Raw genomic sequence first — 26,172 nt, forward strand, 5'->3', positions numbered from 1 at the left:
TAGTTATTGAACTAGTAATAGTAGCTAAAATCAGCCTTTGAGAATGGAGAAAAAATTTCTACCCCTGTAAGTAAGTGACAAAAATCACAAATCAATTCTAGTCATAAACTAAGCTTTAGTATAAATTAGATAAAAAAAGTTCCGTATAGCCAATTTATGCTTTGGCTTATGAGTAAAATGATGAAAGACTAACATCTAAATTGATTGTAATTCGCCCGATTCTTCACTAAAAACTGTGATGTGAATAGCCGATGAGTTCTCCCCAACCGCCTCACAAGCCACAAACGTTACTAGGTCAACTGACTCAAGCAGTACATACGATTCAAGCTAGGGTCGATTTTTCTAAATTGGCGCTCAAGCCTAATGCCAAGGTACCAGAACTTTGGGTGCAGGATGCGGGGGCGGATAAAGCAGAAGTATATCCACTGTTGGGCGATCGCTATATTCTAGGTCGTAGCTCAAAATCGAGCGATATCGTTATCCGTAACCCTGTTGTCAGCCAAATTCACCTGTCACTATCACGGAATTTTACTCAGCACACACCAGTTTTCGTGATCAAAGACGAAAACTCCACCAATGGCATTTATCGTGGCAAGCGTCGTGTTAGTTCCCTGGAACTGCGTCATGGGGATATTTTAACTCTGGGTCCTCCAGAACTCGCCGCTTCTGTGCGGTTGCAATACGTCTATCCACCAGCCTGGTATGTCAAAGCTGCAAGTTTGACAGCTTATGGTGTCGGTGGTGTCAGTGCCCTATTAGCATTAGTAATTGGTGTCGAATGGCTGAAATTTACAGTTAAACCTCTACCTACAGCTACACGCGCCCCAGTAGTTGTTTACGCCCGTGATGGAACTACCCCACTGAGAGAGCCTCGAACTACCTCTCATGTAGACATGAAACGTTTAGAGGAATTTGGCCCTTATTTACCTGCTGCGGTGGTGGCTTCAGAGGATAGTCGTTATTACTGGCACTTTGGGGTTGACCCTCTGGGGATTTTACGAGCCGTGTTGATCAATAGCCGCAGCGGAGATGTCCAACAAGGAGCTAGTACTGTTACCCAGCAAGTTGCCCGCAGTTTGTTCCGCGAATATGTCGGCAGACAGGATACCATTGGACGTAAATTGCGGGAGGCAATTGTCGCCCTGAAACTCGAAACCTTTTACAGCAAAGATGATATTTTGCTGATGTACTTAAATCGGGTTTTTTTGGGGGGAGATACCTCTGGTTTTGAGGATGCATCGCGATATTACTTTGAGAAGTCAGCTAAAGAACTAACTTTGGCAGAAGCAGCAACGTTAGTGGGAATTCTACCAGCCCCCAACGGCTTCGATTTTTGTGGGGATAGTCACAATAAGCTAGAAGCTGCTGAATACCGCAATCGCGTGATTAAGCGGTTACTAGAGATGGGCAAAATTAAACCAGAGGATGCGAACCGAGCTAGACGTTCCACTGTTCAAGTTAGTCCTAAAGTCTGTGAACAGCAAGCTAAAACGATCGCTCCTTATTTTTACAGTTACGTCTTCTCGGAACTGGAATCAATCTTGGGGCAGGGAGCCGCAAGAGAAGGAAACTATATCATTGAAACTCAGCTGGATCAAGCGATTCAGAGCCAAGCCGAAGCAGCGTTGCGGAATTCAGTCAATAACAGTGGCGCAAATTTTAATTTTTCTCAAGGAGCGGTAGTGACCCTTGACTCCAGTACTGGTAGCATCCTGGCAATGGTAGGCGGGACTGATTACAAAAAAAGTCAGTTCAATCGTGCTGTCCAAGCCAAAAGACAACCAGGTTCTACCTTCAAAATCTTTACTTACACCGCCGCCATTCAACAGGGAATTTCAGCATCAAAAAGTTATTCCTGCGCCCCTTTAACTTGGCAAGGCTTTACTTATAAACCCTGTCGTTCCAGTGCTGGTAGTTTAGATATTGCCACCGGGCTGGCTCTTTCAGAAAATCCCATCGCCTTGGGAGTTGCCAGAGAAATCGGACTGAACAAAGTGGTGGCGATGGCACAGAATTTAGGAATAAAGTCACCCCTCGATCAAGTTCCTGGCTTGGTGCTGGGTCAAAGTGTGGTGAATGTTTTAGAAATGACTGGTGCTTTTGGCGCTATTGGCAATCGCGGTGTATCAAATCCTCCCCATGCGATTAAGCGAATTTTAGATAGTAGTGATTGCGGCGATCGCAATGATATCAAAACCTGCCGTGTTATCTACTCCTTCGACCAAGATCCCGATGCCAACAAACGAGTGCTGCCGAATGGTGTCGCCGATGAGATGACTAGTTTGATGCGTGGCGTAATCACCAGAGGTACTGGTCGTAGTGCTGCCATTGGACTGGGGGAAGCTGGAAAAACTGGCACGACTGATAAAAACGTTGACTTGTGGTTCATCGGTTTTATCCCTAGTCGGCGGCTTGTAACTGGTGTTTGGCTGGGAAACGACAATAATTCCCCGACATCTGGCAGCAGCGCTCAAGCAGCTCAGTTATGGGGCAATTATATGCGACGGATTACAAGATAAATTGGGCATTGGGCTATGATTAAAAATTCATAATTCATAATTCATAATTCATAATTATGTAATAGAAAGGGGATTTCAACCGTTCGACTGACTTGTACTGACTTGTACTGAGCGTTCGCGTAGCGTCTCGTAGAGAAGTCGTTGCCGCAGCCTCTCGTAGAGAAGTAGCGCTCACGCCGAAGCCCCAACTAAAACATAACTGCTTGTAGAAGCAAGGGAATCAAACCCTTTTTAATTATGAATTATGAATTAATAATTATCAATTAGACTGATATCCCTGCCAAGGAGTGACCTCCAGCGTACCGCTAGGCTTGAATATCATTTGAAAGTGGGCGAGAGGTTCTTTATTGTTGGGGGCTGCTACATTGGAACCGTAGATAGCGTTGAACATCTTCGGAAGCGGTGTTTCTCGGAAATAGTCAAAGGCGACTTGGTTGAGTGGTTCATAGTCAGCAATTACACCATCTTTGTTAACCGCTACCCGATATTTTAAATCTCGCGTAAAGGTGGGAGTGCCACTCCAGGTTTTGCGAACTGCATTATAAAGCTTTTGGTTTAAACCTTTCACTATATTAGAGTCAGTAATTTTTGCGCCGAGTACCTGTGGTGTACTAGCATATCCCCGCCAAGGGCTAACTTCTAGTACACTTTGTGTATTAAACACGACTCGGAATTGGGCGATCGGTTCATTGGAAATGGGAGCGCGGTTAGCAGGATTGTAAAGTAGGTTAGGCAGAGGAGTTTGCCCTACTCTTAGATTCGCCTCTTTATTCAAAGCTTTATAACCAACGATCGCTCCATCCGCAGCTACACCCAAACGATAAATTAATTCCTCGTTCAATCCTGAGCGATTAGTCCAAGCTGGATGAATTTGGTTGTATACTTGGCGATTTAATGCACGTAACTGGGATGGATCAGTAATTTCAGGAACTGTATTTAAAAGTGCTTCTAAATCTTTAACTGCTGGCTTGGTACTAGCTGCGGGTGTTGCAGCCGCGATCGGTGTTGCAGTAGCGATCGGAGTTGCAGCAGCTGATGCTAGAGGGGTGAGGCTTTTTGTTGTCGAGCTACTTTGCTCATCTGGTTTCGGCTGAGGTGGACGCATTTGGGGAGGTGGAATCAAGTTAAAAGCGATCGCTGCTACTGCTAAAGTTGATACTCCCACAGCAGCAGGAACGGCCTGTCTGACCAAAGCTTGACTAGCACCGCCATAGCGTCTGGTAACTGGTTGTAGTTCTAAAGAAAGTTCTGGTAAAGTTTGGCTATCAGCAAAAAACTGATCGACTGCTTCCACTAAATCAAACAACTGCACCGTATTCAAATCTATTTCAATCGGCGGACGTTTGGAGTTTTTAGAGTGAGACTCGAACCCCTCTGGAGTACCTTCTGAATGTATAATTAACCTGTGTCGGTTGCTGTCAACTTTCTGAAACTCTACTAGCTCCGATTCCTGGTTGTGTGCTTGCGGATTGGGTACACTACTTAAAAATTCTTGAGCGTAACCACTAACAGCCCTCACCAAACTTTCAAAAAATTCCCGCCCTCCGGTTAGGGGTTGATTGTAACCAGATAAATAGCATTCTGCATTTACCAATATTGATAATTCCGGGCGCATTTCCTGGAACTGTGCAGCCCTAGTGACATCACTTAACCCTTCTAAAAGCAGTGTACAATTAGGTAGACTGTACTTACGTTGAATATTCATTCCACTTCACCGTCAAATAAACTAATCCAGAACCTCTGCATTCCAGCTGTACCCGTACAAAATAGTAATTGTCCTAACAAATTTATTGCTAGCTCATCTAATTTTTCATCAGAAGTTAATGCCAGTAAACCAGAACGTCGAGCATTCATCCGGCTTTTAAAATGCGCTCTAAACCGCTCTAAATAATTAGATAGGCGCAAATTCTGTTCTAATGGAATCTGCTTTTCTTCCATTTGTTGACAGATCATTAGTAACTGGCGGATAACAACAGTTAAACGCCGCGCCATGTAGCAAGCAATGACCACCAGAGCTTTTGCTTCCATAATAGTTAAGGGACGGCGCATGTGCGCTCTTCGTAGCGGGTTAGAGCTACGCATCCGCCATAAATTCACCCTGTCTTTAACAATTCCTTTAAGATCCAACTCTTGAGCAAAAGCCAGGATTGCTTCCGAACCACCAAGCTCTAAAGCTTCAATTGCCAGTAAAATCAGGTCAATTTGCAACCGCGTTCTTCGAGGACAGGTCTTGGAAGCGATCGCTGGATCTGGTAAAGTGTCCAGAATCGTCGGCAGTGAATCTTGGGTTGGACTGTTGAACGGCGTTAAACTTGCTGAGACATTCATTCTATAAATACCTTGTGCGGTTCCAACAGATTAGATAAAACAAATTTAAGATCGGTAGTCGGTAGCCAAGACTTGAACATTAGACTTGTAGCAGTAGCATGACTACCTGATATATACATTACTTAACTCTTTCTACTCAAAGATTTCCCTATATTGAAATCAAAGTTTTAAAACATCAGTTAATTCACCTCATTTATGAGTGCAATACCTTTTCTAGCTTGGTTTAGATTCTAATTATCGTCAATAAAGGGTGAAGCTTCAGCCGCGACTCCCAGCGTATGACATTATAGTGTACGATTTTTCAGGTATCTGAAATTAGGCATTGGGCATTGGGCATTGGGCATTGGGCATTGGGCATTGGTTATTAATTATTAATTCTTCTCCCTTATCTCCCCACTCCCCATTCCCCATTCCCTATGCCCCATGCCCCATTCCCCAATCCCTTTTTTATGGATTTAAAGTCTCTCGTTCGTGACATCCCAGATTTCCCCAAACCCGGAATTTTATTTCGGGATATTACTACGCTGCTGCGCGATCCAGAGGGACTGCGCTATACTATTGACTTTTTAACACAAAAATGCAACGAACGTGGAATAACGGCGGATTATGTCATCGGTATAGAGTCGAGGGGATTCATTTTTGGCTCACCTCTGGCTTATAAATTAGGAGTTGGTTTTATTCCCGTCCGCAAAAAAGGTAAGTTACCAGCAGAGGTTCATTCAATTGAGTATCAACTAGAATATGGTACAGACTGCCTGGAAGTACATCAAGACGCTTTACCCCAAGGTAGCCGAGTTTTGATTGTGGACGATTTGATTGCCACGGGTGGAACTGCGAGTGCAACAGCAAAGTTGGTGCAGAAGATTGGCTGCGAACTGGTGGGGTTTGGGTTTATTATCGAGCTACGGGATTTACAAGGGCGTAAATATTTGCCGGACGTGCCGATTATCTCTCTAATTGAATATTAGTCATTGGTCATTAGACAATGGATAAAGGACAAATGACATCTACGAGAATTTCTTTGGAGACAGGTCGGGATTGGCTAATCAGGCTAGTCACGAGCGAAACTTTTGTTTATGTGGCAAAGCGGCTATTGCAGGCACTACTGACTTTGTTTTTGGCGTCAGCATTGTCGTTTTTCATTATTCAACTCGCTCCCGGTGATTATGTAGATACGCTGCGGCAAAACCCGAAGATATCTCCAGAAAGAATTGCGGAAATCAAGCGGCAGTTTGGTTTGGATAGGTCTTGGCCAGAGCAATTTTGGCTGTGGCTATGGCGAATCTTGACAAAAGGGGATTTTGGCACGAGTTTTATTTATCAACGTTCAGTGGCATCAATGTTGTGGGAACGGGTACCAGCGACTTTGCTATTAGCGATCGCATCTTTAATTTTCACATGGGCGATCGCTATCCCTCTAGGGATCTTTGCTGCTGTTAACCAAAATAAGCTAGGAGACAGAATTTTACAGGTAATTAGCTATGCCGGACAAGGTTTTCCCACTTTCATCACTGCCTTAGCGCTGCTGGTTTTAGCCCAAATCACCTCGCCCTTATTCCCAGTGGGTAGTATGACTAGCATCAATCACTCGGAACTGTCGTGGTTTGGCAGAATCTTAGATATCGGCTGGCACATGATTTTACCCACGATCGCCCTCTCAATTACAAGTTTTGCTGGTTTACAACGGATCACTCGCGGCGAATTATTGGATGTGCTGCGTCAAGATTATATCCAAACGGCTCGTGCCAAAGGACTGCCAGAAAACCGTGTCATCTACGTTCATGCCCTCCGCAATGCGATAAATCCCTTAATTACCTTATTGGGTTTTGAATTAGCTGGTTTATTAAACGGTGCCTTCATTGCCGAATTTTTCTTCAACTGGCCCGGTTTAGGGAGGTTGACTCTACAGGCTTTACAAGCTCAAGATTTATATTTGTTAATGGCAAGCTTGGTAATGGGTGCAGTGCTGCTGATTGCTGGTAATTTAATCGCCGATTTGATGTTAAAAGCCGCCGATCCACGCATTCGCCTAGAAAATCTTAATTAGTTATTAGTCATTTGTCATTGGTCATTGGTTTAACCCCATCTCCCTCATCTCCATGCTGTCCGAAGTCTATTACTTGGTGCGCTCAAAAACTGACGGTAATTATCTCATCGCTCGTCCTGATACCGAAACATCAGGTTATTTATTGCTGTTTCAGGAAAACTTTGATGCCTTAAGCTATCTCAACACCCATGCAGCAAAAGTGGCAAATCGCTTTACTGTAGAATCTATTGCGCGTACACAGTTGGGAAACCTGCTAAAACGTTGGGGTTTTAGCGGTGTGGGTATTGTGACTGACCCGTTATTGCCCAAAGTTGAGTTTTTGCAGCACAGTTAAATTTATGGATTAGTGTGGACTCAAAGCAGCTTGTCTCTGTTTGATAGGAATCTCAATCACAAATTCTGTCCCTTTTTCAGGTGCAGAAACACACTTAATTTTTCCCTTATGCTTATCTACTACAATCTGGTAACTAATAGATAATCCTAAACCAGTACCTTTGCCTACAGGTTTAGTAGTAAAGAAGGGGTCAAACAATCTAGTCTTAACTTCCTCAGTTATTCCTGAACCATTATCTTTAATGCTGATAACTACGCACTCTTGATTTTTAACTTCAGTATGAATAGTAATAAAACTGGGGTGTTGTTTAATTTCTTCTTTTAAGCGCTCCATTTCCTGTTGACGTAAAGCATCAATAGCATTACTCAAGATATTCATGAAGACCTGATTTAATCCTCCTGCATAACATTCCACAAGAGGCAAATTCTCATAGTCTTTGATAATTTTAATTTCTTGCTGTTCGGATTTTCCTTTGAGATGATGCTGCAAAATTAACAGCGTGCTATCAATTCCTTCATGAATATCAACAGGTTTCATTTCCGCTTCATCAAGACGGGAGAAGTTCCGTAAGGTTAGCACAATCTCGCGGATACGATCAGTACCAACTTCCATTGAGGATAAGATTTTCGGCAGATCATCAATAATAAACTCCAAATCTATCTGATCAATTAAAATAGTTATTTCTGGGTTGTCATGAGGATATTGTTGCTGGTACAGATTCGTTAAAGCTAGTAATTGCTGAATATATTCTTTAACATATGTTAAATTGCCATAAATGAAATTAACAGGGTTATTAATTTCATGAGCAACACCAGCGACTAGCTGACCCAGTGAGGACATCTTTTCAGTTTGGATCAGTTGTACTTGAGTATTTTGCAATTCTTGCAGTGTCTGTTGTAGTTGAATATTTTTCTGTTTTAATTTTTTCGTTCTCGTGGCAACTTGCATTTCCAAGATATAATTAGCTTCTTCTAAGGCAGCTTGAGCAGTTTTTTTCGCTTTTAAATATTCTTGCAATAAATTTAATACCAAAAGCCATGCCGGAATAAGTATTATTAAACTTATGATAGATTCTAAAATTGCCCAAAACATTCTTTTGCGATATTCAGCAACTGTCTGCTGTAACTGAAGTGAGATATTATGGTTTCTTTTAGCAACACCATCTGCATAAATGTGTTTATGAGTTTCATATTCGCGACTAGACAATAGTAGTTGGGCTGCTTGTTTTTGATTCTTCTTGACTAAATCAAAAGATTGATACTCCATTCTGACCAACTGCTGATTAGCAGCATCAATTTTTTTGGCATCCTCATTTTCATATGTTTTAGGAGCCAGTTTAATAAGTTCTTTAATGATCACATCGAGTTGAGGTTCAAATTGGCGATACCGTTGTTCCCAAGTAAAGTCACCTGTAGCAGCATTCATGCGGGCTGACATGGTTAATACTTCATCAAAATAGATAATTTTATCACTGAGTTTTTGGAGTTGAAATTCATTTTTAGTAATACTATTGAAACGGTAATATGCTTGCCAATTAAGCCAAATTTGAGGAATAAATAAAAGTAACGTTAGTAATACTGTTACAGTTATTATTTGAGATGGAATAAATCTCAGTTTATAAGGTAAGTGCATTTTCATACTCTTGTTTTAGATATAATTAGAATCGGGCATTAACCAAGTTTCAAAATGTCGTATTAGTTGGATCTCATCAGCACTAATCCCAAAATAATTTCTGAGATAATTTATAGTCTTATTGTGATAATTTTCAAAAATTATCTCATTAATTTGTTTGATTTTAATTTTTTTTCCATAAATTAAACCTAAGTCAAAATTTATTAAATCTAATTTAGAAAAATTATATGGATATGGATATATAAATTGAGCAAAAAACTTATATATAAATAAATGCATTCTATTAGTATTTAAGTCATTTCCCATAGTAAATCCAATTACAAAAGCTTCGTCTTGAGGAGAAATCCCTCTACCTAAGAGTATGTGAATATAATCATGATATTGAAGACTAATTTTACCAGGTAATGCCAAGGGGCTATTAGGATTTTCTAGTAACCAAATGACAAAAGGAATTTTCGGATTATGTAAACCAAATACTGTTGAATATGCTTCTTTTAACTTAATATGCTCTACATCTATTTGAAAAGTTGTATCTAAATCAAAAGCCATCTTTATAGTCCTGAACGTTATTTAAGACAAGATTTTTTAAACTTTATTATTAGCCTTGATGAGATTGCTATACCAATCCTAAATCATTCGTGAGATGCAAAATCGCTGAAAGGCTTTAAAATACGTACTTTTCATCTCAGTATTTTCTCACGTTTCAATTCGGATTGCTATTTATATATAGCAATCCTAAATCATTTGTGAAAGAGTAAAAGGCTGAAAAACTTATAAATAAATACGTACTTTTAATCTCCGTATTTTTTAACGATTAAATTTGGATTGCTATATTAATTTGCTTTTATTGTGTAAATAACAAAAGCATGGCAATGAGCAGCTACTGTTAGATTTAATAAAACCGAATCCATAAATTAATTAATACTTATTTTTTATTTACTTGTCTATATTTTTCTGAAAATTTATTCTTATTTTTATAAAAGAATGCTAAGAATTAGTTATCATGAAGTCTCAGTATGATCACTAATTAACTTTTTTAAAATTTATAATTATGTTAGAAATATGAAAATTTAAATATTAAATGTTTGCAAATATAGCATTAGTATTTCAATGTAGTAAGTAGGTAGGCGTAATTAAATATAAGATCAAACCTCACCCTCAATCCCTCTCCTTACTAAGGAGAGGGAAGCCGGAGGCAGGGTGAGGTTTTATATTTAATTTGACCCACTTACTTAATTTATTTTTAAAATTAAAGTAATATCTACATTTATTATGAAGATATATAGGACTCCTATTTGATTTTTGAAATACACGTAGTTAAGAGGGAACAGGGAAATCCCCATAATTAAAATTAGGGGATTTATACAAGGGTGCATTGTCTTAAAAAATCGCTCCACTTGGGGCTTTGCCCAAGACCGCGTTTTTCGCTTTTTCTTGCGCTGCGCGTCCCCTTAAAAAATATTTTTATTTCTTTTCATAAATAAATTTAGTTGCTCTCAGACCCAATATTCGGGCACGTTTTTCTTACTGTTAAGAGTTAAGAATTCCCTGTTAAGTGCCCGAAGGGCTTGGTGAGCCAGTGCATTGGACGGGTTCCCCGACTCACTACCTTTTCCTACTTCTTCAGCAAGCCCTAATTGGATATCGGTCATGAATGTTGGGTTTCGTTTCTCAACTACCGAGGGGAGCGTTTATACCTATGGTCATTGCTCACAATACTTCCATCCCAGATGATGGTGTGGTAAAGAATAGCATTATTGACATTACCATCAGTACTACCCGTCAAGTTAGCATAGCTGAGGTTAGCCCCATCAAAAATAGCAGCCTCCAACTTGGCGTAGGAGAGATCAGCCCCAATCAACAGAGCACTCTCCAAAGAGGCGCTATACAGGTGAGACCTATTTAGGTCAGCACCACTGAGATTAGCCCCACTCAGATCCGCACTCAGATGACTATCACTGAGATTAGCCTGTCTGAGATCAGTATTAATCATTTCAGTAGCCTCGAAGTGAGTACCTACCAAACAAGCCCCACAGAGGTTGGCATCCATTAGGTTTGCACCATCCAAATAAGCTCTACTCAGATTAATACCCTGCAAGTCGGTTTTACTCAAGTTAGCGTTACTCAAATCAACTCGAGTAAAATCTCTATCTCCAGCAGCATAACGCCTGAGCAATTCCTCAGCATCCATACCTCAATTCCGCATTAATTAACATATTCAAAGATAGCGCACTCACCTTCACCGATCGCTTGCTATTGTGTTAAATAAATAAGGATGCGATCGCACAAGTAAAATCAGGCAATATGGGTGAGTTCAACTCATCACTATTGAACAACGTAGCAACTAACTTTAAACTCGCTTGTTCACGCCGATAGACTTCCACCTGTTGCTTGCGCCAATCTATAATCCAATATTCTCTGACACCTCTTGCGGAGTAAAGCTTTAGTTTAAGTTCCCTGTCCCGCTTTTCATTTTCACTACCAGCAGATAGCACTTCTACAACCAGTTCTGGCGCACCAGTCAAATGCCCCGCCTCGTCTAAAAGTAGGGGCAATCTCTCATTGCTAGCCCAGACAACATCAGGAATCACATTATCATTATCGCTAAAAATTATGCCTGGAGCAGTCACAAGTTCTCCCAAACCAGTAGTCTGTGACCAATTATCCAAGGTAGTACAAATTCTTGCACAGGCTTTTTGATGATTCCAGTGAAGCGCTTTAGTTACAAACAATTCTCCGTCAATAATTTCATAGCGGTTCCCGTTATCTGGAAACAATTCTAAGTCGGCGGTAGTCCAGCGCACTTTCTCAGATATCGGCTGGTTCATAAATCATCTCTATTAGAGTATTTAGCTATTTTAGCCTGAGTGGAAATTGGACATTAGTTAATAGTGAGGAGTGAGGAGAGACGCGATTAATCGCGTCTGTACAAGAGTGAGGAGTTAGGAGTTAGGAGTTATTATTCACTCTCTGCTGCCCTCATTCCCCAGTCTCTAGTCCCTAGTACAGTACGGCATATAATAAGCCACCCATTTCTAATGAGCGTCTTGTAGAGAGCATAATTACGAATTACGAATTACGCCTTGCGGTACTAGCCTCTACACCACTACCTTTTCTAAGATCAGCTTAGAACGCTTCACTTGCTGAGGAATTTCTACGGGATAATCTCCAGTGAAGCAGGCAGAGCAGAAACTATTGGTGTCTTCTCTTGTCGCTTCTAGCATTCCCTTCCAACTCAGATAGGCGAGGCTGTCTACTTCCAGTTGCTTGGCAATTTCCGCTACTGACTTGGTAGCAGCAATTAGTTGATCCTGAGAATCGGTATCAATGCCATAGAAGCAGGGATGAGTTACAGGCGGAGAAGAAATTCGCATATGTACTTCTACTGCACCAGCCTCACGCAAGGTTTTAACCAGTTTACGGCTGGTAGTACCCCGTACAATCGAGTCGTCTACGATGATCACTCGTTTACCTGCCAGCACATCTTTAAGGGGGTTGAGTTTCATACGGAGACCTGACTCGCGCATCGCTTGGGTTGGTTGAATGAAAGTTCGCCCAACGTAGCGATTTTTAATCAGTCCTTCAGCGTAGGATACACCAGACGCTTGGGAAAATCCGATCGCAGCAGGTATACCAGAATCAGGAACACCAAAGACAATATCGGCATCTATAGGAGATTCTTTCGCTAATTGCCGCCCTAACCGCATTCGGTAGCTATACAAACTCTCGTTGTGCATGACGCTATCAGGGCGAGCAAAATAAATCATCTCAAAGATACACAATTTCCGCTCGGACTTTTGACTCCAATGATCGGAAGCTAAACCTTCTTCAGTAATCCAAACTAATTCCCCTGGTTCTACATCTCGCAGGTATTCGGCTCCAATGATGTCTAAACCACAAGTCTCCGAAGCCAAAACGTAACGGATTGGATTACCAGCCAAAGTCCCAATTACTAGGGGGCGAATCCCATTGGGGTCACGGACACCCATAACACCAATGGGAGTCCCAATAACTAAACTAAAAGCTCCTTGGCAACGGTGAAATGCCTGAATTGCACCTTCTACCCAATCTGCGCCAGCATTGACGGCTTCTGCGATCGCAAAAGCGATCATTTCTGAGTCTGTTGTTGTGACTAAGTTACATTTATTCTCAAGCAACTCTTGACGCAGTTGCACTGTATTGACTAAATTACCGTTATGCGCCAAAGCTAATGAACCTAAGCGAGTTTCCAGTACTGCGGGTTGGGCATTAACTTTGCGGCTAGAACCTGTGGTCGAATAACGAGTGTGACCAACAGCAAGGCTACCAGGCAACTGATCCAAGATGGATTCATTGAAAACTTGAGACACCAACCCCATATCTTTGTGGAGATGTACTTGTGTACCCTCAAAGGTGGCAATTCCAGCTGATTCTTGACCCCGATGCTGGAGGGCATACAATCCAAAGTAGGTCAGTTTAGCAACGTTTTCTCCTGGGGCGTAGATGCCAAAAACACCACAAGCTTCTTCTGGCTTGTCAGACTGATTTTCATGACTATTGATTGGGTTGTTGTTCTGATCGGGGTATTCATCCGAAGTGACAGAATGAATAGAAATCATGCTAGCTTTGCTCCTGGTGGGGGGGTCAAGTCACTGGGATTCTCTGGATAGATGGTGGTAGACTTCTTAACAAATCTTTAACCATCTATTAAAACAGTACCGTAATTATGCCTAATAAATCCGTTAGGAGTGAGGAGTTAGGAGTTATGCTTTTGATTCCTAACTCCTCACTTTCAACTCCTAACTTCTTTGGCGGTAGTGGTGGGGATGGCGAGACGTCTGGCGATCGCATGGGAATAGCGATCGCTCATATCTTCGATACTAACTTTGATTAAGGTTTGGTTATCAGTGGTGAAAACCCCCAAATCAGTCTCAAAATTACCAACTACACCCAATTTTTCCCACTCTTGACCAAGATGTTCCTGTAAATATGATTCCCAAATTTCTTGTTGTTCTGATGCAACAGAAACTAAAATTCTGGCGCCACCTTCGGCGAACAGCACCTCATCGAGGCGGTTTAACTGCGTTGGTGCTATTTCTAAATTGATTTTGGCACCAAGCTTGCCAGCAATACAACATTCTGCTAGTGCGATCGCCACTCCCCCTTCAGCACTATCATGGGCTGAACGTACCCAACCATTACGAATTCCTTCACGACAAACTTTCTGGACGCGGCGTTCTAAGTCAAAATCTACCCGTGGCGGTTTTCCGGCAACAGTACTGTGGATAGTGGCTAAATACTCAGATGCTCCCAAACTGATTTTGGATTGTATGGGTAATCCCAATAAGTAAATTACATCGCCGGATGCTTGCCAACCTTGACCACAAATTTTGGTTATATCGGGAATCAAGCCCACCATACCCACAACAGGAGTGGGATAAATGGGTTGTGGGATGCCTTGAGAATCGAGGGTTTCGTTGTATAAAGAAACATTTCCGCCTGTGACTGGTGTCGCCAATTCTCGGCAACCTTCCGCCAAACCGCGACAAGCTTCTGCTAATTGCCAGTAACCAATGGGTTTTTCTGGCGAGCCAAAATTCAGGTTATCCGTTACCGCCAGAGGTTCTGCACCCACACAGCTAAGATTGCGTGCAGCTTCTGCCACCACTGCCTTAGCTCCTTCGTAGGGGTCAAGATAAACATAACGAGGATTGCAATCTACCGTCGCTGCCACCCCTGATTTTAGACTTTCCTGCGGAACGCTACGCGAACGGCTACGGTTCCGTCGAGCGAAGTCGAGATGCTCAGTCGAACGATTGGGGATTTCTTCAAGGGGGCGCAAACGGATAACAGCCGCATCTGCACCACCTGGTAGAATTACTGTATTATTCTGTACTTGATGGTCATATTGACGATATACCCAATTTTTAGAAGCGATCGTGGGTGTATCGAGCAAAGTTAAGAGAATATCATTCCAACTTTGCAGCCCTCCTTGGAGTTCTATTCCAGTAGTTGTGCAACGAGGTAAGGAATCAGCAGTCCATTCCCAAGCTTGACGCGCATATTCTGGCGGTTCTGTCAACAACTGCCGATGATATAGTGGGGTATTTTCCGCCAAAGCTTCAGCCGGAATTTCTGCTGCTATTTCACCCTGGAAGAAAATCCGCACGATCGGTTCAGCGATGACTGTACCAGCAACAACAGCTTGAAGTCCCCAACGGTGGAAAATGTCGATTAATTCCTGCTCACGCCCTTTGTGGGCAACGAACAGCATTCGTTCTTGAGATTCCGAAAGCAGATATTCATAGGAAACCATCCCCGTTTCTCTGACGGGAATCTTATCTAAATCTAGTTCAATTCCCACACCGCCTTTTGCCGCCATCTCTGAGGTAGAACAGGTGATACCCGCCGCTCCCATATCTTGCGCGGCGACAACTGCACCTGTCTTAAACGCCTCCAGACAAGCTTCAATTAACGACTTTTCCAAAAAGGGATCGCCCACTTGCACAGCAGGGCGGTTATCGATTGACTCATCGCTCAATTCTGCACTAGCAAAACTCGCGCCTCCCATACCATCGCGCCCAGTGGTGGAACCAACATAAAGCACGGGATTGCCTAAGCCAGATGCTCCCGATTTGACGATTTCTGCTGTTTCCATCAACCCTAGTGCCATCACGTTCACCAGAGGATTACCAGAGTAAGCAGAGTCAAAGTAAACTTCACCGCCCACTGTGGGTACGCCAACGCAGTTACCATAATGTGAAATTCCCGCCACTACGCCTTGGAACAGCCTTTGAGTTTTGGCATCTTCTAGGGAACCGAAGCGTAGCGAGTTTAATAGGGCAATGGGACGCGCACCCATTGTAAAGATATCTCTGAGAATGCCTCCTACTCCCGTTGCGGCTCCCTGAAAGGGTTCGACTGCTGAGGGGTGGTTGTGGGATTCAATCTTAAAAGCTAATTGGAATCCGTCACCCAAGTCTACAACACCAGCATTTTCACCAGGTCCTACGAGGATGCGATCGCCTGTCGTGGGAAACTGTTTTAATAGCGGTCGTGAATTTTTGTAACAGCAATGCTCTGACCACATCACCCCAAACATTCCCAGTTCAGCTTTGTTAGGATGACGCCCTAACCTACGGACAATTTCTTCATATTCTTCTGGCTTTAAACCTTCTGCGGCGATTTCTTCGGCAGAAAAGGCTGGTTTTGAGGTTGCAGTCATGGAAATAATGCACTCTGGGGGACAGAGCATTATTCTATCGATTTACTTGGCTTGTAGATGCAGTTCCAGAAATGCAGATAATTCTTCTTTGGATATTTCTTTCTGAACTACTTGAATCACCAAGTTGTAAGCTTGCTCTGACAATAAGTTCAAACTGTAGGCGTTTAAGGTTATGAAGGTATCCATAACCGCAAATGCAGTGCGCTTGTTACCATCAATAAACGGATGGTTCATCGCTAAATGGTACAGGTACGCTGCTGCTTGCTCGTGAATTGTTGGATGGAGAAGTTCACCGCCAAAAGTAGCTTGAGGTTGTGCCAGTGCTGAATCTAGCAAACCTTCGTCTCTGACACCAGATGTTCCACCAAAGCTGTTTATCTCATCTTGGTGAATATCTAAGACTTGAGAAATAGAAATAAATCTAGGAGTCTGCAAGGCGACGGTAAACCTCCTCCCATTTCTGTTTAGAAGCTAAATAAGCCTGCCATACTTCTTCATCTGAGGCAATCTGATTTGAGGCAGTATTTTCTAATTTGTCTTCATTTTGTTCAATTTCGGGGAAAGATTCGACAAAATCAGGAATATTTAATAATAGTTTTTCAGTAGCTTCGCTTTCTTCTGTTTTTTGTAAATAAGCCAGAAATGCAACTGCTACTCGCAACTTCTCAATAGAAAGTTGACGCAAACGGCTTTCGGCTTCTGATAAATAAGTGCTGTGCTTTTCTTCTGTTGCCATCGTTACCCCAAACTAGGTTTGTTGCAAGACGTTGTGAATCAGTCCTGCTCCTAACTCTAGCTTATCGCGCTATTGTGATTTACTCAATTAAGGCAACTGCAAAAACACTTAACTTCCTAGCCAATTAAGCTGAATCCTTGATAATTTGATTAATTTTTCTATTATCACAAATAAAGGCTTTTTTATAAAATTAAGATTAACTAAATGCAACATATTGAAGTATTAAAATGAATTTTCCTATAATCTTTATTCAGGTTTGTCACAGTCATAATCCATTGGAATGGACTATTATTATTGCTATAGTCGGCGCAATTTTAGCTGGTTCGGGTATAGCTGCTACTGGAATTCTTTCTATTTCAAGCACAGTAATAACAATGCTTATAGCAGGAACTAGTATGGAGACGATATCAGCAGCAATTGGCGCAATGTTTAATACAATTAGTGCAACCACCGCATCAGTTCAATTAGTAGCTATATTGGTGAATGGCGTTAAAAGTATTTTGGGATGCTAATTAATTTATGTTGTAAAGCGCGATATTTAAAGATGACTTAACTAAGTAATTTTACTGTAATATTTAACACTATAAATTGCAGATATCTACTGCAACTTAGAAATTATTCTAGTATATACAGTTTAGCTGTAACAATCATGTGACGAGAATCACACGTATGTATGATTAGGATCGTCTCGCTGCGATCGCTAACTAGGGATAATTAATCACAACTGAACTCTAGCCGAGTCATTAATAGGGAACACACTTAATTGCCGACAGCCTTAATCAAGGACTGTCGGTTTTTTGTATCTACGTGTGATTTGTCAATAAAATTTCCCCACAACTGGTTGATAACTTGACAGAGATTTTGCCACAGCCACTACAAAATGTGGGGAAGGTATGATCAAATTGGGGATCTTATGCCTATTGAGCGCTAATATCTTGCACTGACTCTAGTAGATCGGAAGTATACTCCTAGAACCAGCACACACTTTGTATTAAGACATCGCTTGAATGATGTAATCAAAGTAGGGTGCTGCTTGGGCAGCGTCTTCTGCACTCAGTAAGCTAAGGGAGGCTGTTTTCAGCGAATTCATCGCTTCTACCATTCCAGTTACGGGAACGCCCAAGGAATTGTACATTTCCCGCACACCAATCAAACCGATTTTTTCAATTGGCTCTTTGTCGCCGGCAAGCACGCCATAAGTAATTAGACGTAAGTACCAGCCAAAGTCACGGATACATAGAGAGCGTTGACGTTCTCCGTAAGCATTACCTCCGGGGGAGATAAAGTCAGGACGTTTCTGCCAAAGTTGTTTGGTTGCTTCCTGAACTATCTTTTTTTCGTTTTCGGCTAAGGTAGTCGCAATCCGCGTCCGTTGTACGCCAGTTTGCAAAAAGTCTTTGATGTTTTTAAGTTCGCCACTGCTGGGATAACGCAGTTCGTCGTCGGCTTGGAGAATAACTTGGCTAATTACAGTCATGATGATTGAAATCACCTGAAATATTATTTATCTGTTAGTTTAACGAGTCGGAGGTACACAAGTGAAGAGAGATGATAGAGATCAGGGAGCAGATAGAATTAATAATTTTTGACTCTTTAGTGTTGACTTTTGACTCTTGATTAATAACTAATGACTAAAATAATTTGGCAACAGGGTGAATTAATTGAAGTGACGATCGCTAATCTTAGTGATACAGGCGATGGAGTGGGACGCGCTGATGAGCGTGTAGTGTTTGTCCCAGATACTGTTCCAGGCGATCGCGCCATCGTCCGCTTGGTACATGTTAAACCCAAATACGCCCACGGAAAGCTCCAGGAGCTATTGGAACGATCCCCCCACCGGATTAGACCTAGTTGTATTGTGGCTGACAAGTGCGGTGGTTGCCAGTGGCAGCATATTAGTTATGATTACCAGCTAGCAGCCAAGCAAAATCAAGTTATCCAAGCTTTGGAACGGATTGGCGGTTTTGTCCAACCACCAGTTGATCCGGTACTCGCCGCCCCTTCTGCTTTCGGCTACCGTAACAAATCTACATATCCTCTGGGTACATCGGCAACAGGACAGGTACAAGCTGGTTATTATCAAAAAGGTAGTCACCAATTAATTAATTTAAATCAATGTCCAGTCCAAGACGCGCGATTAAATCCCTTACTTGCGGAAGTTAAGCAGGATATTCAACAGCAAGGTTGGCAAATTTACGACGAACAGCGTCATCAAGGGAAAATTCGCCATCTCAGTTTACGCATTGGGCGACACACTGGAGAAATGTTGCTGACTTTGGTGGTGAAGGACTGGAATTTATCAGGAATTGAAACCCAAGCCCAGGAATGGTTAAAGCGTTATCCGCAATTAGTGGGAGTGTCCCTAAATCGCAATAGCGATCGCACAAATGCTATCTTTGGATCAGAAACCCGTTGCATCGCTGGAGTCCCACACCTGCGTGAAAATTTTGCTGGACTGGAATTTCAAGTGCGCCCAGATACATTTTTCCAAGTCTATACAGAAACAGCAGAGGCACTTTTACAGGTAATTGAATCAGAACTCAATCTTCAAGGGCATGAGTTGCTAGTTGATGCCTACTGTGGTATCGGGACTTTAACTTTACCCCTCGCCAAAAAAGTACGTATTGCTACAGGATTAGAAGTGCAACCAGCAGCAGTAGACCAAGCTATTTTGAATGCCCACCGCAACGGAATTGATAATGTGACATTCCAAGTTGGGACAGTAGAAAAATTGCTGACAAAAATTGGCACAATACCAGAAGTAGTAATACTCGATCCGCCACGTAAAGGGTGCGATCGCGCTGTCATCGAGACTTTACGGCAATTGAAACCATATAGGATCGTTTACGTCAGCTGTAAAGTAGCTACCCTCGCCCGTGACCTGAAATTGCTTTGTCAAGATGGGCAATATACCATCACACGGGTACAACCTGCTGATTTTTTTCCTCAAACTGCTCACGTTGAAGCTGCCGCCTTTCTTGTGCTATCACATTTGGACAAGGGTAGTAATTCCTTTAGCAAAACTGAAATTTGAAATTTTTAGTCTAGTGCATACTAAAGATGCTAAAATTAAATTAAGCTAAAAATAGAAATTCATTTTGTTTAAAGAAATTCAAGTTGCATAGGCTCTTAAAAATGTGAAATTGGATTGTGTAAATTACAAATCGGCAATTAACTAGAGTATGCCAATACTCTTTTAAATTACTAGCATCTTTTTAAGTTGCTGACTTCATTATCAAACTTATTGCAGCCGCTATATATCTAAACAATCCCAACCATAGATAAAGCCAATGCTCTGCTCCCTAGCATTTTCAAAATTTAGTTTTAAAGACGCAAGTTTGAAGGCAGCATGACCACCTTAAGTTTTATCAGGGTGCCTCTAATAGCAAACTGATGTCTAGCTAACTGAAAGCTATGGGGTTTCTCTTGTGATTACTATTTCACTCCGTCCAGTTGGACGTTATTGGGGCACTATTAGTTTTGCCTCAACCCTCTATCTTTGTCCAATATTAGATTTACTGTTGGCAGAAATTCCAGCCAAGTTACAAGCCGAATTGCGGCTAGGACTTCAAGAAGCCCTAGTAAACGCCGCTAAACATGGCAATAATCTTGATCCAAGTAAAACAGTTGTAGTGCGTTTTTCCTTAATAGATAATCAATATTGGTGGATCATCTCAGATCAGGGTAGCGGCTTTACTCCTTCATCTAGTAGTGATGAAGAATCAACAGACTATCTCCCACCAGATGAGGCAGAAAGTGGTCGTGGTTTGTGTCTTCTCTATCAAATTTTTGATCAGGTAGAGTGGAACCGCAAAGGCACAGAATTGAGGCTTTGTAAACAAATGGAAAATCGCCGGGGATTATCTCTGCGGCGATAAGGTATTTAAGAATTAGGAGTTAGGAGTTAGGAGTTGAATAATAATTCATAACTCCTAACTTTTTCCGTGACTCGGACAGGGAGGGGCAGAAATAGACCTATCTAACCAACCAACTGCTTGTTCTAATCTAGCTTGAGCTTCTTGGGGCTGATTCTTTAAAAGATACACAATAGCTGCTGCCACTTGTTCATTAGCGCGAGAATTGCGGTTAGACTTGAGGCGATGCCAATCGTCAGGGGAAATGCTCAACCTTTCCATCAGGGCTTGAGCTAGTTCCAAAGTACTAAGTTCATTCAGTTGACTGGTTTTAGGCAGCTGGGTAAATTGAGACATAACTATTGGTACATTTGCATTTACTTCTACTTTACTACTTGTAAATGAAGCCGCCAAAACAATCGCAAACGCCAGGGGAAACTCCAGAACCAGATTTTGAACAAGAACTGGAAGAAGTAGAGCGATCGCTCCTGTCCTTAAAAGAACGTTATGATCAAGTGCAACGCGATCGCCAACAACAGGCACAATGGCAACAGCGCCGGGATCAACTCAAGCACAATAAATCTCAGACACCAGAAATCAAAGCAGAGTTACGGCAAATTCAACAGCAGTTGGAAATGCTAGAACTAAACTTAGAAAGCCAGTTATTTTCTTGGCGTAGCTTCAAAAAACCTTTCTGGCAAGCCGTCCGCTTTGGTGGAATGGGCGTTATCATAGGCTGGATATTAAAGTCTTGCGCTGGATAATCCCAATTTTGGACTTTCCTGCGGAACGCTACGCGTAGCTTGCTTCCCCGGAGGGGTACGGCTACGGTTCCGTCGAGCGAAGTCGAGATGCTCAGTCGAACGATTTGAGATTGAGCTAACTCGTTAAGATTCTTTAATATCTCTATTCCCTACGTTGACGAAATATAAATTGCATAATATGGTAAATCGACGGATTGCAGAAATATTGCGAAGTGGCCAACCTGATGAGTCCCTCCAAGTTCAAGGCTGGGTGCGGACGAAACGCGATTCCAAAGGGTTTGCTTTTATTGAAGTCAATGACGGCTCATCACTAGCTAATTTGCAAGTCGTCATTAATCAAGATTTGCCGGATTATGAAGCTATCTTGAAAAAATTGAATACGGGTGCTGCTGTCGAAGTGACAGGCTACTTAGTGGCTTCTCTTGGTAAAGGACAGCGAATTGAGTTGAAAGCCGAGACAGTGAAAGTTTACGGAGAAGCTGATCCCGATACATATCCCCTGCAAAAGAAACGCCATTCCTTTGAGTTTCTGCGAACCATTGGACATTTGCGATCGCGGACTAATTCTTTTGGTGCAGTTTTCCGCGTCAGAAATGCTTGTTCGACAGCAATTCACCAATTCTTCCACGAAAGAGGCTTTTTGTGGGTACACACACCCATCATCACTGCTAGCGATTGCGAAGGCGCGGGTGAACTGTTTAGTGTTACCAGTTTGGATTTAAAGAATATTCCGCGTACAGAAAATCAAGCAGTAGATTACACTCAAGACTTTTTTGCTAAACCCACATATTTAACAGTTAGCGGCCAGTTGGAAGCAGAAGTTATGGCAATGGCGTTTTCTAACGTCTACACCTTCGGCCCTACCTTCCGTGCAGAAAATTCCAATACCTCCCGCCACTTAGCAGAATTTTGGATGGTTGAGCCAGAAATGGCTTTTTGTGACTTAGAAGGCGATATGGATTTAGCTGAGGCGTTTCTGAAACACATTTTTAAATATGTGTTGGAAACTTGCCCAGAAGACATGGAATTTTTCAATGAGCGCATTGATAAATCTGTGTTGACAACAGCCGAAAATATTATTAATAATCAGTTTGAACGCTTAACTTATACAGAAGCGATCGCACTTTTAGAAAAAGCTGATGTTAAATTTGAATATCCGGTGAGTTGGGGTTTAGACTTACAATCAGAACACGAACGCTACTTAGCTGAACAATTATTTAAAAAGCCTGCGATCGTTACAGATTATCCAGCGCAAATCAAAGCTTTTTATATGCGCTTAAATGACGATGAAAAAACCGTCCGCGCAATGGATATTCTCGCACCGAAAATTGGCGAAATTGTTGGCGGTTCGCAGCGAGAAGAACGTTTAGAAGTTCTAGAACGCCGCATTTTAGCGCAAGGATTAAACCCAGAAGACTTGTGGTGGTATCTTGATTTACGTCGTTATGGTACTGTCCCCCATGCGGGTTTTGGGTTGGGTTTTGAACGACTCGTGCAATTTATGACTGGTATGGGAAATATCCGTGATGTGATTCCGTTCCCACGTACACCGCAAAGTGCGGAGTTTTAGTTTACATTTTACACCTGGCAATTGGAAATAGCTAGGTCTTTGACTATTGTGGATAAAGAGAAATCCCACTGAATATATTTATCATGAGTCTACAAAACCCGCGATCGCGGGTTTTGTTTGTATAGTCGCGTATTTTATAAAGCGATTAGTTAAAATTAAGATTTTTGAATTCAAAATTTTGTGGGGTGGGCAGCCTTCGACTGAGCGCTCACGCCGAAGTCATACCCGCCTTTTTTTAACGCTGAGGAGGATTGTTTATAATTGAGGTAATTAGTGAAATACTGGGAGAAAATTATGCAAGAAGTTTCTAGCTATCATCAGGAAGTTATCAATCGGATATCGCCAATTGTAGAAAAACTATTTAAAAGTAATAGCTTATACTTGGTTAAATTAAACAAACAAGAAATGATTGAAATGTTGGGAGAACTTTTTGGGCAGCTTTCTCCTGAAGAAATGAGAGTGATTAAAGATAATGATTTAATACGCAGAATTGATAAAACTCTTGTTTTAGAGGCTGTTTTTGGTACGTTAAATGATTTGACACCAGAGCAAATAAAAATGTACGATGAAGCAGTAAAAGCAAAATAGATCAAGTGAGTTATTTATTAGATACAAATATTGATAGGAGCGACGGCGATCGCACGCAGTTTAATTCTCGTTTTTAATGACTCTGATTTGCTACGAGTTGAAGGACTAAGCTTAGAGAATTGGCTATCAACAGATTCTTAGAAATAAGAGCTTCGTCTCTACTTAAATTTACATTTGTCCTTGTGACACTCGTGTTTAAAAACCGGGTTTTTTTGAAAAACCCGGTTTGTAGTCCTAAATTCCTACTAACTTGTCTAAAATAGCCCTAGCGCGAGAATCCTTTAGTCCTTTTGCTGTCCGATAAAAAACCTCCCATTCATCAGAAGTAATTTGTAAATATGATTTGTATTTATCTGCTGATGCTCTCAGGCTTTGTTTGTAATCTGGATATGAAGAGATTTTAAGGTAGCGTCCGCGATTACCTGTGCGGCGAACCTTTACTTTCCACTCACGATTAGCTGTCACATAAAACTGTTTCTCCCAAATCATGTTTAACGCTATGGCGTGTGTGATCGAATAATTTATTGGCATCTTGGGCGATTTCTTTACCAAGTCTATATAAATCTAATATCATTACTTTTGCCTCCAAAACTATTTCAAAATAGGGGTTTTAAATTTATTCTTTTAATTCCCCTGATTGTTCAATTTAAAAAAATTTGAAAGCGAACTTAATTATCCAAAAACTGACTTTTTCATCCCGTAAATAGCTAATCCAGCAGCTGCACCAGTCCCAGCAAATCCTACTAAACCTATTCCGTAAGCAGTTCCTCCAATTGCTAAACCTGCACCTCCAATACTGTGGTATACAGTCACTCCTACCACTGCGCCTACTGTTGCAAAGGTAGCTGCTTCATTGATATTTTGAATGATATCCACGTTTTTGAATTCTAAATAAGTTTTTATCAGCTTATTTAATTTTTCGAGGGAATGCTACCAGAGAAATACGTAATTAAAATATGGATAGCTCCCATGACCTCAGCACAAAGCAACGCTTAGCTGCTAAACTAAGAGAATTAAATATTAACTCCGACGAGTTAGTTGAATTATTTTGGCAACTATCTTTAGATAGATAGGGTAAACACTACGCGATTTATTATTAGAAATGGCTTGTTGTAATGAAAAAATGCAATTTACACATCTAAAAATCTTAATTGCATATTTAATTTATTTTGTCAATAGGTAATCTCCAGTATTGCCTAATAAATTAGTAAGGGCTTCTCTGGACTGAATCTAGATTCATGCTTTCAGTAGATGCAATTATGACTTTGGAAGTGCGATGATATATATTCGAGAACAATAATTAGTTGCTGTTGTTCACAGGAAAAAATTAGATTTTATCCAACTCCAGCAACTTTGCTTTTTAGCCAGTTGTTTGATGTTTTGAGAAGGTAACACAATGAATAATATCTTAAAGCGTACACTTTTATCCAGTCTCATGGCTGCAAGTTTAGCTGGTGTCACCTTAGTTCCCGCGAAACCTGCTGCTGCTGATGACCAAGTACTAAGAGATGCAGGTATTGGGGCTGTTACCAACGTGGTAACAGGAGCTGTTAGAGGACATGGTAGTGTATTAGGCAATGCTGTCAAAGGTGGTGTCACTGGTGCAGCAGTCAACGGTGCAAATGGTCTGAGAAACACTCGCGGTCGCCGTCACCGCAACCTTGGTCAAGATGTTGGAGTCGGGGCTGGGGCTAGCGCCTTGACTGGGATAATTACTGGCGATGGGAGACATACCCTTGGCAATGCTGTTGATGGTGCGGCTGTAGGTGGAGCGATCCACGTAATAACCAATGGCCACTAATTCCTAAATTCATCAGTTGAAATACTTCCAACGGTTAACGAACTTATCCCTCCCTAATTCCTCTCCTTCCTAAAAGGAGCAAACCCAACCTTCCTTCCTTACTAGGGAAGGGAGGTTGGGGGGTTAGATTTATATTGAGATATATGCCACCGTCAGGATCGGATGACGTTGTACTTAATAGTAAACTCTAGCCCTTCAACGCCTTTCTAAAGTTTCGACGATAGGATTGATTTGTAATAAACAAAGCTGGCCATAGCAAAGATAAACCAATGCGATTGGTCAAAGTCGGATTAAAATTAGTCCGACCAAACCCATTCCAAAATTTCAAAACGCCGCCTCCGTAAACCACTATCAAGCCAATAAAAATTAAGGTACTCATTCCCATCAACTCCGTTAGTAACTGACAGAATTTAAGTTAAGTTTTACCACACGAGGTAAGCATTTCATAACCAACACCGAGAAGGTATGACAAAAGTCCGCAGTTTTTGATATAGCGCTTCTCGGCCTTTGTGAGGTACAAGAACCCCACCCCCAACCCCCTCCCCGCAAGCGAGGAGGGGACTAACTATGATTTAACTCATGTGATTAGGAAACGCTATATCTAAGTCAGTTAAACACACATTCTCTTATTCCAGTGTAGAATAGCCTCATGGATTGTAGCTAGTTTGAGGCTCAATGTCTTGCAACTCGTCGCCTAAACGCTAGGGCGTGTCATCAATTAAGCCAGATAACAGTAGCAGCAAGATAAATTGCACCAAGAAAGTTTATTGCTCGCTTATCATAACGTGTAGCGAT

The 26,172-nt window shown here is 41.7% G+C and carries 26 protein-coding genes and 1 pseudogene; 12 read left to right on the plus strand and 15 right to left on the minus strand.

The genetic code is table 11. From position 1 onward, the window contains the following. Nucleotides 1–251 precede the first annotated feature (251 nt). Nucleotides 252–2,519, plus strand: a complete 2,268-nt coding sequence (locus V7K15_RS18385) for a transglycosylase domain-containing protein (RefSeq protein ID WP_334907414.1) — start codon at nucleotides 252–254, stop codon at nucleotides 2,517–2,519. 259 nt (nucleotides 2,520–2,778) lie between these two features. Here the strand turns inward: V7K15_RS18385 and V7K15_RS18390 are convergent, their stop codons facing one another. Both V7K15_RS18390 and V7K15_RS18395 read right to left on the minus strand, forming a co-directional pair. After that, nucleotides 2,779–4,224: a DUF4335 domain-containing protein gene (locus tag V7K15_RS18390; protein WP_334907416.1), complete on the minus strand. Its 1,446-nt coding sequence runs from the start codon at nucleotides 4,222–4,224 to the stop codon at nucleotides 2,779–2,781. Further along, nucleotides 4,221–4,847, minus strand: coding sequence for a DUF3038 domain-containing protein (locus tag V7K15_RS18395; RefSeq protein ID WP_334907418.1), 627 nt, complete (start codon nucleotides 4,845–4,847; stop codon nucleotides 4,221–4,223). Before V7K15_RS18395 ends, V7K15_RS18390 begins: the two co-directional genes overlap by 4 nt. 449 nt (nucleotides 4,848–5,296) lie before the next feature. On the opposite strand from V7K15_RS18395, the gene V7K15_RS18400 reads away from it, so the two are divergent. From V7K15_RS18400 to V7K15_RS18410, 3 genes are read left to right on the plus strand one after another with little or no spacing between them, the layout of a single operon-like run. Further along, complete coding sequence (locus tag V7K15_RS18400; RefSeq protein ID WP_334907420.1) at nucleotides 5,297–5,815, plus strand: adenine phosphoribosyltransferase; 519 nt, start codon at nucleotides 5,297–5,299, stop codon at nucleotides 5,813–5,815. 32 nt (nucleotides 5,816–5,847) lie between these two features. Next, on the plus strand, nucleotides 5,848–6,894 hold the full coding sequence (locus V7K15_RS18405) for an ABC transporter permease (protein ID WP_334907422.1): 1,047 nt from the start codon (nucleotides 5,848–5,850) through the stop codon (nucleotides 6,892–6,894). A gap of 52 nt (nucleotides 6,895–6,946) precedes the next feature. Continuing rightward, nucleotides 6,947–7,228: a hypothetical protein gene (locus V7K15_RS18410; RefSeq protein ID WP_334907424.1), complete on the plus strand. Its 282-nt coding sequence runs from the start codon at nucleotides 6,947–6,949 to the stop codon at nucleotides 7,226–7,228. Between the two features lie 9 nt (nucleotides 7,229–7,237). Here the strand turns inward: V7K15_RS18410 and V7K15_RS18415 are convergent, their stop codons facing one another. From V7K15_RS18415 to V7K15_RS18450, 8 genes are all read right to left on the minus strand, one after another. Further along, on the minus strand, nucleotides 7,238–8,860 hold the full coding sequence (locus tag V7K15_RS18415; protein ID WP_334907426.1) for a sensor histidine kinase: 1,623 nt from the start codon (nucleotides 8,858–8,860) through the stop codon (nucleotides 7,238–7,240). 15 nt (nucleotides 8,861–8,875) lie between these two features. Further along, nucleotides 8,876–9,409, minus strand: coding sequence for a hypothetical protein (locus V7K15_RS18420; RefSeq protein WP_334907428.1), 534 nt, complete (start codon nucleotides 9,407–9,409; stop codon nucleotides 8,876–8,878). A gap of 1,126 nt (nucleotides 9,410–10,535) precedes the next feature. Further along, a complete protein-coding gene (locus V7K15_RS18425; protein ID WP_334907429.1) occupies nucleotides 10,536–11,051 on the minus strand; it encodes a pentapeptide repeat-containing protein in 516 nt (171 codons plus the stop codon). 70 nt (nucleotides 11,052–11,121) lie between these two features. Beyond that, the gene (locus V7K15_RS18430; protein WP_334907430.1) at nucleotides 11,122–11,688 is read right to left on the minus strand and encodes a Uma2 family endonuclease; all 567 of its coding nucleotides are present in this window, start codon (nucleotides 11,686–11,688) and stop codon (nucleotides 11,122–11,124) included. Nucleotides 11,689–11,958: 270 nt separating this feature from the next. After that, nucleotides 11,959–13,458, minus strand: a complete 1,500-nt coding sequence (gene purF / locus V7K15_RS18435) for an amidophosphoribosyltransferase (protein WP_334907431.1) — start codon at nucleotides 13,456–13,458, stop codon at nucleotides 11,959–11,961. 173 nt (nucleotides 13,459–13,631) lie between these two features. Next, complete coding sequence (purL, locus tag V7K15_RS18440) at nucleotides 13,632–16,064, minus strand: phosphoribosylformylglycinamidine synthase subunit PurL (RefSeq protein WP_334907433.1); 2,433 nt, start codon at nucleotides 16,062–16,064, stop codon at nucleotides 13,632–13,634. Between the two features lie 42 nt (nucleotides 16,065–16,106). Continuing rightward, nucleotides 16,107–16,499, minus strand: a complete 393-nt coding sequence (locus V7K15_RS18445; RefSeq protein WP_334907435.1) for a type II toxin-antitoxin system death-on-curing family toxin — start codon at nucleotides 16,497–16,499, stop codon at nucleotides 16,107–16,109. Beyond that, a complete protein-coding gene (locus V7K15_RS18450) occupies nucleotides 16,486–16,800 on the minus strand; it encodes a hypothetical protein (protein WP_334907437.1) in 315 nt (104 codons plus the stop codon). Before V7K15_RS18450 ends, V7K15_RS18445 begins: the two co-directional genes overlap by 14 nt. Before the next feature lie 227 nt (nucleotides 16,801–17,027). Here V7K15_RS18450 and V7K15_RS18455 point away from each other — a divergent pair, with 227 nt between their 5' ends. Then, nucleotides 17,028–17,312 (plus strand): hypothetical protein, encoded by a 285-nt coding sequence (locus V7K15_RS18455; protein ID WP_334907439.1) that lies wholly within the window; start codon nucleotides 17,028–17,030, stop codon nucleotides 17,310–17,312. Nucleotides 17,313–17,791: 479 nt separating this feature from the next. On the opposite strand, the gene V7K15_RS18460 is transcribed toward V7K15_RS18455, so the two are convergent. After that, nucleotides 17,792–18,277, minus strand: coding sequence for an allophycocyanin subunit alpha-B (locus V7K15_RS18460; RefSeq protein WP_334907441.1), 486 nt, complete (start codon nucleotides 18,275–18,277; stop codon nucleotides 17,792–17,794). Nucleotides 18,278–18,427: 150 nt separating this feature from the next. On the opposite strand from V7K15_RS18460, the gene rlmD reads away from it, so the two are divergent. Together rlmD and V7K15_RS18470 are read left to right on the plus strand one after the other, a co-directional pair. After that, nucleotides 18,428–19,834, plus strand: a complete 1,407-nt coding sequence (rlmD, locus tag V7K15_RS18465) for a 23S rRNA (uracil(1939)-C(5))-methyltransferase RlmD (protein ID WP_334907443.1) — start codon at nucleotides 18,428–18,430, stop codon at nucleotides 19,832–19,834. Nucleotides 19,835–20,228: 394 nt separating this feature from the next. Next, complete coding sequence (locus V7K15_RS18470) at nucleotides 20,229–20,678, plus strand: ATP-binding protein (protein ID WP_334907445.1); 450 nt, start codon at nucleotides 20,229–20,231, stop codon at nucleotides 20,676–20,678. A 54-nt stretch (nucleotides 20,679–20,732) separates the two neighbouring features. Here V7K15_RS18470 and V7K15_RS18475 read toward each other — a convergent pair whose 3' ends face one another. Then, nucleotides 20,733–21,011 carry a DUF6439 family protein gene (locus tag V7K15_RS18475; protein WP_334907447.1) on the minus strand — a complete coding sequence of 93 codons (279 nt, stop codon included), beginning with the start codon at nucleotides 21,009–21,011 and terminating at the stop codon, nucleotides 20,733–20,735. Between the two features lie 44 nt (nucleotides 21,012–21,055). Between V7K15_RS18475 and V7K15_RS18480 the strand changes: the two genes are divergently transcribed. The 4 genes and pseudogenes from V7K15_RS18480 to V7K15_RS18495 form a co-directional block, all read left to right on the plus strand. After that, the gene (locus V7K15_RS18480; protein ID WP_334907449.1) at nucleotides 21,056–21,418 is read left to right on the plus strand and encodes a hypothetical protein; all 363 of its coding nucleotides are present in this window, start codon (nucleotides 21,056–21,058) and stop codon (nucleotides 21,416–21,418) included. 178 nt (nucleotides 21,419–21,596) lie between these two features. Next, nucleotides 21,597–22,988, plus strand: coding sequence for an asparagine--tRNA ligase (asnS, locus tag V7K15_RS18485; RefSeq protein WP_334907451.1), 1,392 nt, complete (start codon nucleotides 21,597–21,599; stop codon nucleotides 22,986–22,988). Between the two features lie 294 nt (nucleotides 22,989–23,282). Further along, nucleotides 23,283–23,576, plus strand: coding sequence for a hypothetical protein (locus V7K15_RS18490; protein WP_334907453.1), 294 nt, complete (start codon nucleotides 23,283–23,285; stop codon nucleotides 23,574–23,576). 27 nt (nucleotides 23,577–23,603) lie between these two features. Beyond that, nucleotides 23,604–23,717: pseudogene (locus V7K15_RS18495) on the plus strand (VapC toxin family PIN domain ribonuclease); the annotation flags it as partial. A gap of 93 nt (nucleotides 23,718–23,810) precedes the next feature. Here the strand turns inward: V7K15_RS18495 and V7K15_RS18500 are convergent. Together V7K15_RS18500 and V7K15_RS18505 are read right to left on the minus strand one after the other, a co-directional pair. After that, nucleotides 23,811–24,107: a hypothetical protein gene (locus V7K15_RS18500; RefSeq protein WP_334907455.1), complete on the minus strand. Its 297-nt coding sequence runs from the start codon at nucleotides 24,105–24,107 to the stop codon at nucleotides 23,811–23,813. 141 nt (nucleotides 24,108–24,248) lie between these two features. Further along, nucleotides 24,249–24,452, minus strand: coding sequence for a hypothetical protein (locus V7K15_RS18505; RefSeq protein WP_334907457.1), 204 nt, complete (start codon nucleotides 24,450–24,452; stop codon nucleotides 24,249–24,251). A 520-nt stretch (nucleotides 24,453–24,972) separates the two neighbouring features. On the opposite strand from V7K15_RS18505, the gene V7K15_RS18510 reads away from it, so the two are divergent. After that, complete coding sequence (locus V7K15_RS18510) at nucleotides 24,973–25,377, plus strand: hypothetical protein (protein ID WP_334907459.1); 405 nt, start codon at nucleotides 24,973–24,975, stop codon at nucleotides 25,375–25,377. Nucleotides 25,378–25,564: 187 nt separating this feature from the next. Here the strand turns inward: V7K15_RS18510 and V7K15_RS18515 are convergent, their stop codons facing one another. Continuing rightward, entirely contained in the window at nucleotides 25,565–25,756 is a 192-nt protein-coding gene (locus V7K15_RS18515; RefSeq protein ID WP_292790970.1) for a hypothetical protein, read from the minus strand. Nucleotides 25,757–26,172 lie beyond the last annotated feature (416 nt).

The sequence above is a fragment of the Nostoc sp. genome (assembly GCF_036919815.1).
GTDB lineage: Bacteria > Cyanobacteriota > Cyanobacteriia > Cyanobacteriales > Nostocaceae > Nostoc.

Excerpts from the sequence above, each read along its gene's own strand:
- V7K15_RS18385 (WP_334907414.1), top strand. The coding sequence starts at position 252 with ATGAGTTCTCCCCAACCGCCTCACAAGCCACAAACGTTACTAGGTCAA.
- V7K15_RS18390 (WP_334907416.1), bottom strand. The coding sequence starts at position 4,224 with ATGAATATTCAACGTAAGTACAGTCTACCTAATTGTACACTGCTTTTA.
- V7K15_RS18395 (WP_334907418.1), bottom strand. The coding sequence starts at position 4,847 with ATGAATGTCTCAGCAAGTTTAACGCCGTTCAACAGTCCAACCCAAGAT.
- V7K15_RS18400 (WP_334907420.1), top strand. The coding sequence starts at position 5,297 with ATGGATTTAAAGTCTCTCGTTCGTGACATCCCAGATTTCCCCAAACCC.
- V7K15_RS18405 (WP_334907422.1), top strand. The coding sequence starts at position 5,848 with ATGACATCTACGAGAATTTCTTTGGAGACAGGTCGGGATTGGCTAATC.
- V7K15_RS18410 (WP_334907424.1), top strand. The coding sequence starts at position 6,947 with ATGCTGTCCGAAGTCTATTACTTGGTGCGCTCAAAAACTGACGGTAAT.
- V7K15_RS18415 (WP_334907426.1), bottom strand. The coding sequence starts at position 8,860 with ATGCACTTACCTTATAAACTGAGATTTATTCCATCTCAAATAATAACT.
- V7K15_RS18420 (WP_334907428.1), bottom strand. The coding sequence starts at position 9,409 with ATGGCTTTTGATTTAGATACAACTTTTCAAATAGATGTAGAGCATATT.
- V7K15_RS18425 (WP_334907429.1), bottom strand. The coding sequence starts at position 11,051 with ATGGATGCTGAGGAATTGCTCAGGCGTTATGCTGCTGGAGATAGAGAT.
- V7K15_RS18430 (WP_334907430.1), bottom strand. The coding sequence starts at position 11,688 with ATGAACCAGCCGATATCTGAGAAAGTGCGCTGGACTACCGCCGACTTA.
- purF (WP_334907431.1), bottom strand. The coding sequence starts at position 13,458 with ATGATTTCTATTCATTCTGTCACTTCGGATGAATACCCCGATCAGAAC.
- purL (WP_334907433.1), bottom strand. The coding sequence starts at position 16,064 with ATGACTGCAACCTCAAAACCAGCCTTTTCTGCCGAAGAAATCGCCGCA.
- V7K15_RS18450 (WP_334907437.1), bottom strand. The coding sequence starts at position 16,800 with ATGGCAACAGAAGAAAAGCACAGCACTTATTTATCAGAAGCCGAAAGC.
- V7K15_RS18455 (WP_334907439.1), top strand. The coding sequence starts at position 17,028 with ATGAATTTTCCTATAATCTTTATTCAGGTTTGTCACAGTCATAATCCA.
- V7K15_RS18460 (WP_334907441.1), bottom strand. The coding sequence starts at position 18,277 with ATGACTGTAATTAGCCAAGTTATTCTCCAAGCCGACGACGAACTGCGT.
- rlmD (WP_334907443.1), top strand. The coding sequence starts at position 18,428 with ATGACTAAAATAATTTGGCAACAGGGTGAATTAATTGAAGTGACGATC.
- V7K15_RS18475 (WP_334907447.1), bottom strand. The coding sequence starts at position 21,011 with ATGTCTCAATTTACCCAGCTGCCTAAAACCAGTCAACTGAATGAACTT.
- V7K15_RS18480 (WP_334907449.1), top strand. The coding sequence starts at position 21,056 with ATGAAGCCGCCAAAACAATCGCAAACGCCAGGGGAAACTCCAGAACCA.
- asnS (WP_334907451.1), top strand. The coding sequence starts at position 21,597 with ATGGTAAATCGACGGATTGCAGAAATATTGCGAAGTGGCCAACCTGAT.
- V7K15_RS18490 (WP_334907453.1), top strand. The coding sequence starts at position 23,283 with ATGCAAGAAGTTTCTAGCTATCATCAGGAAGTTATCAATCGGATATCG.
- V7K15_RS18500 (WP_334907455.1), bottom strand. The coding sequence starts at position 24,107 with ATGCCAATAAATTATTCGATCACACACGCCATAGCGTTAAACATGATT.
- V7K15_RS18510 (WP_334907459.1), top strand. The coding sequence starts at position 24,973 with ATGAATAATATCTTAAAGCGTACACTTTTATCCAGTCTCATGGCTGCA.
- V7K15_RS18515 (WP_292790970.1), bottom strand. The coding sequence starts at position 25,756 with ATGAGTACCTTAATTTTTATTGGCTTGATAGTGGTTTACGGAGGCGGC.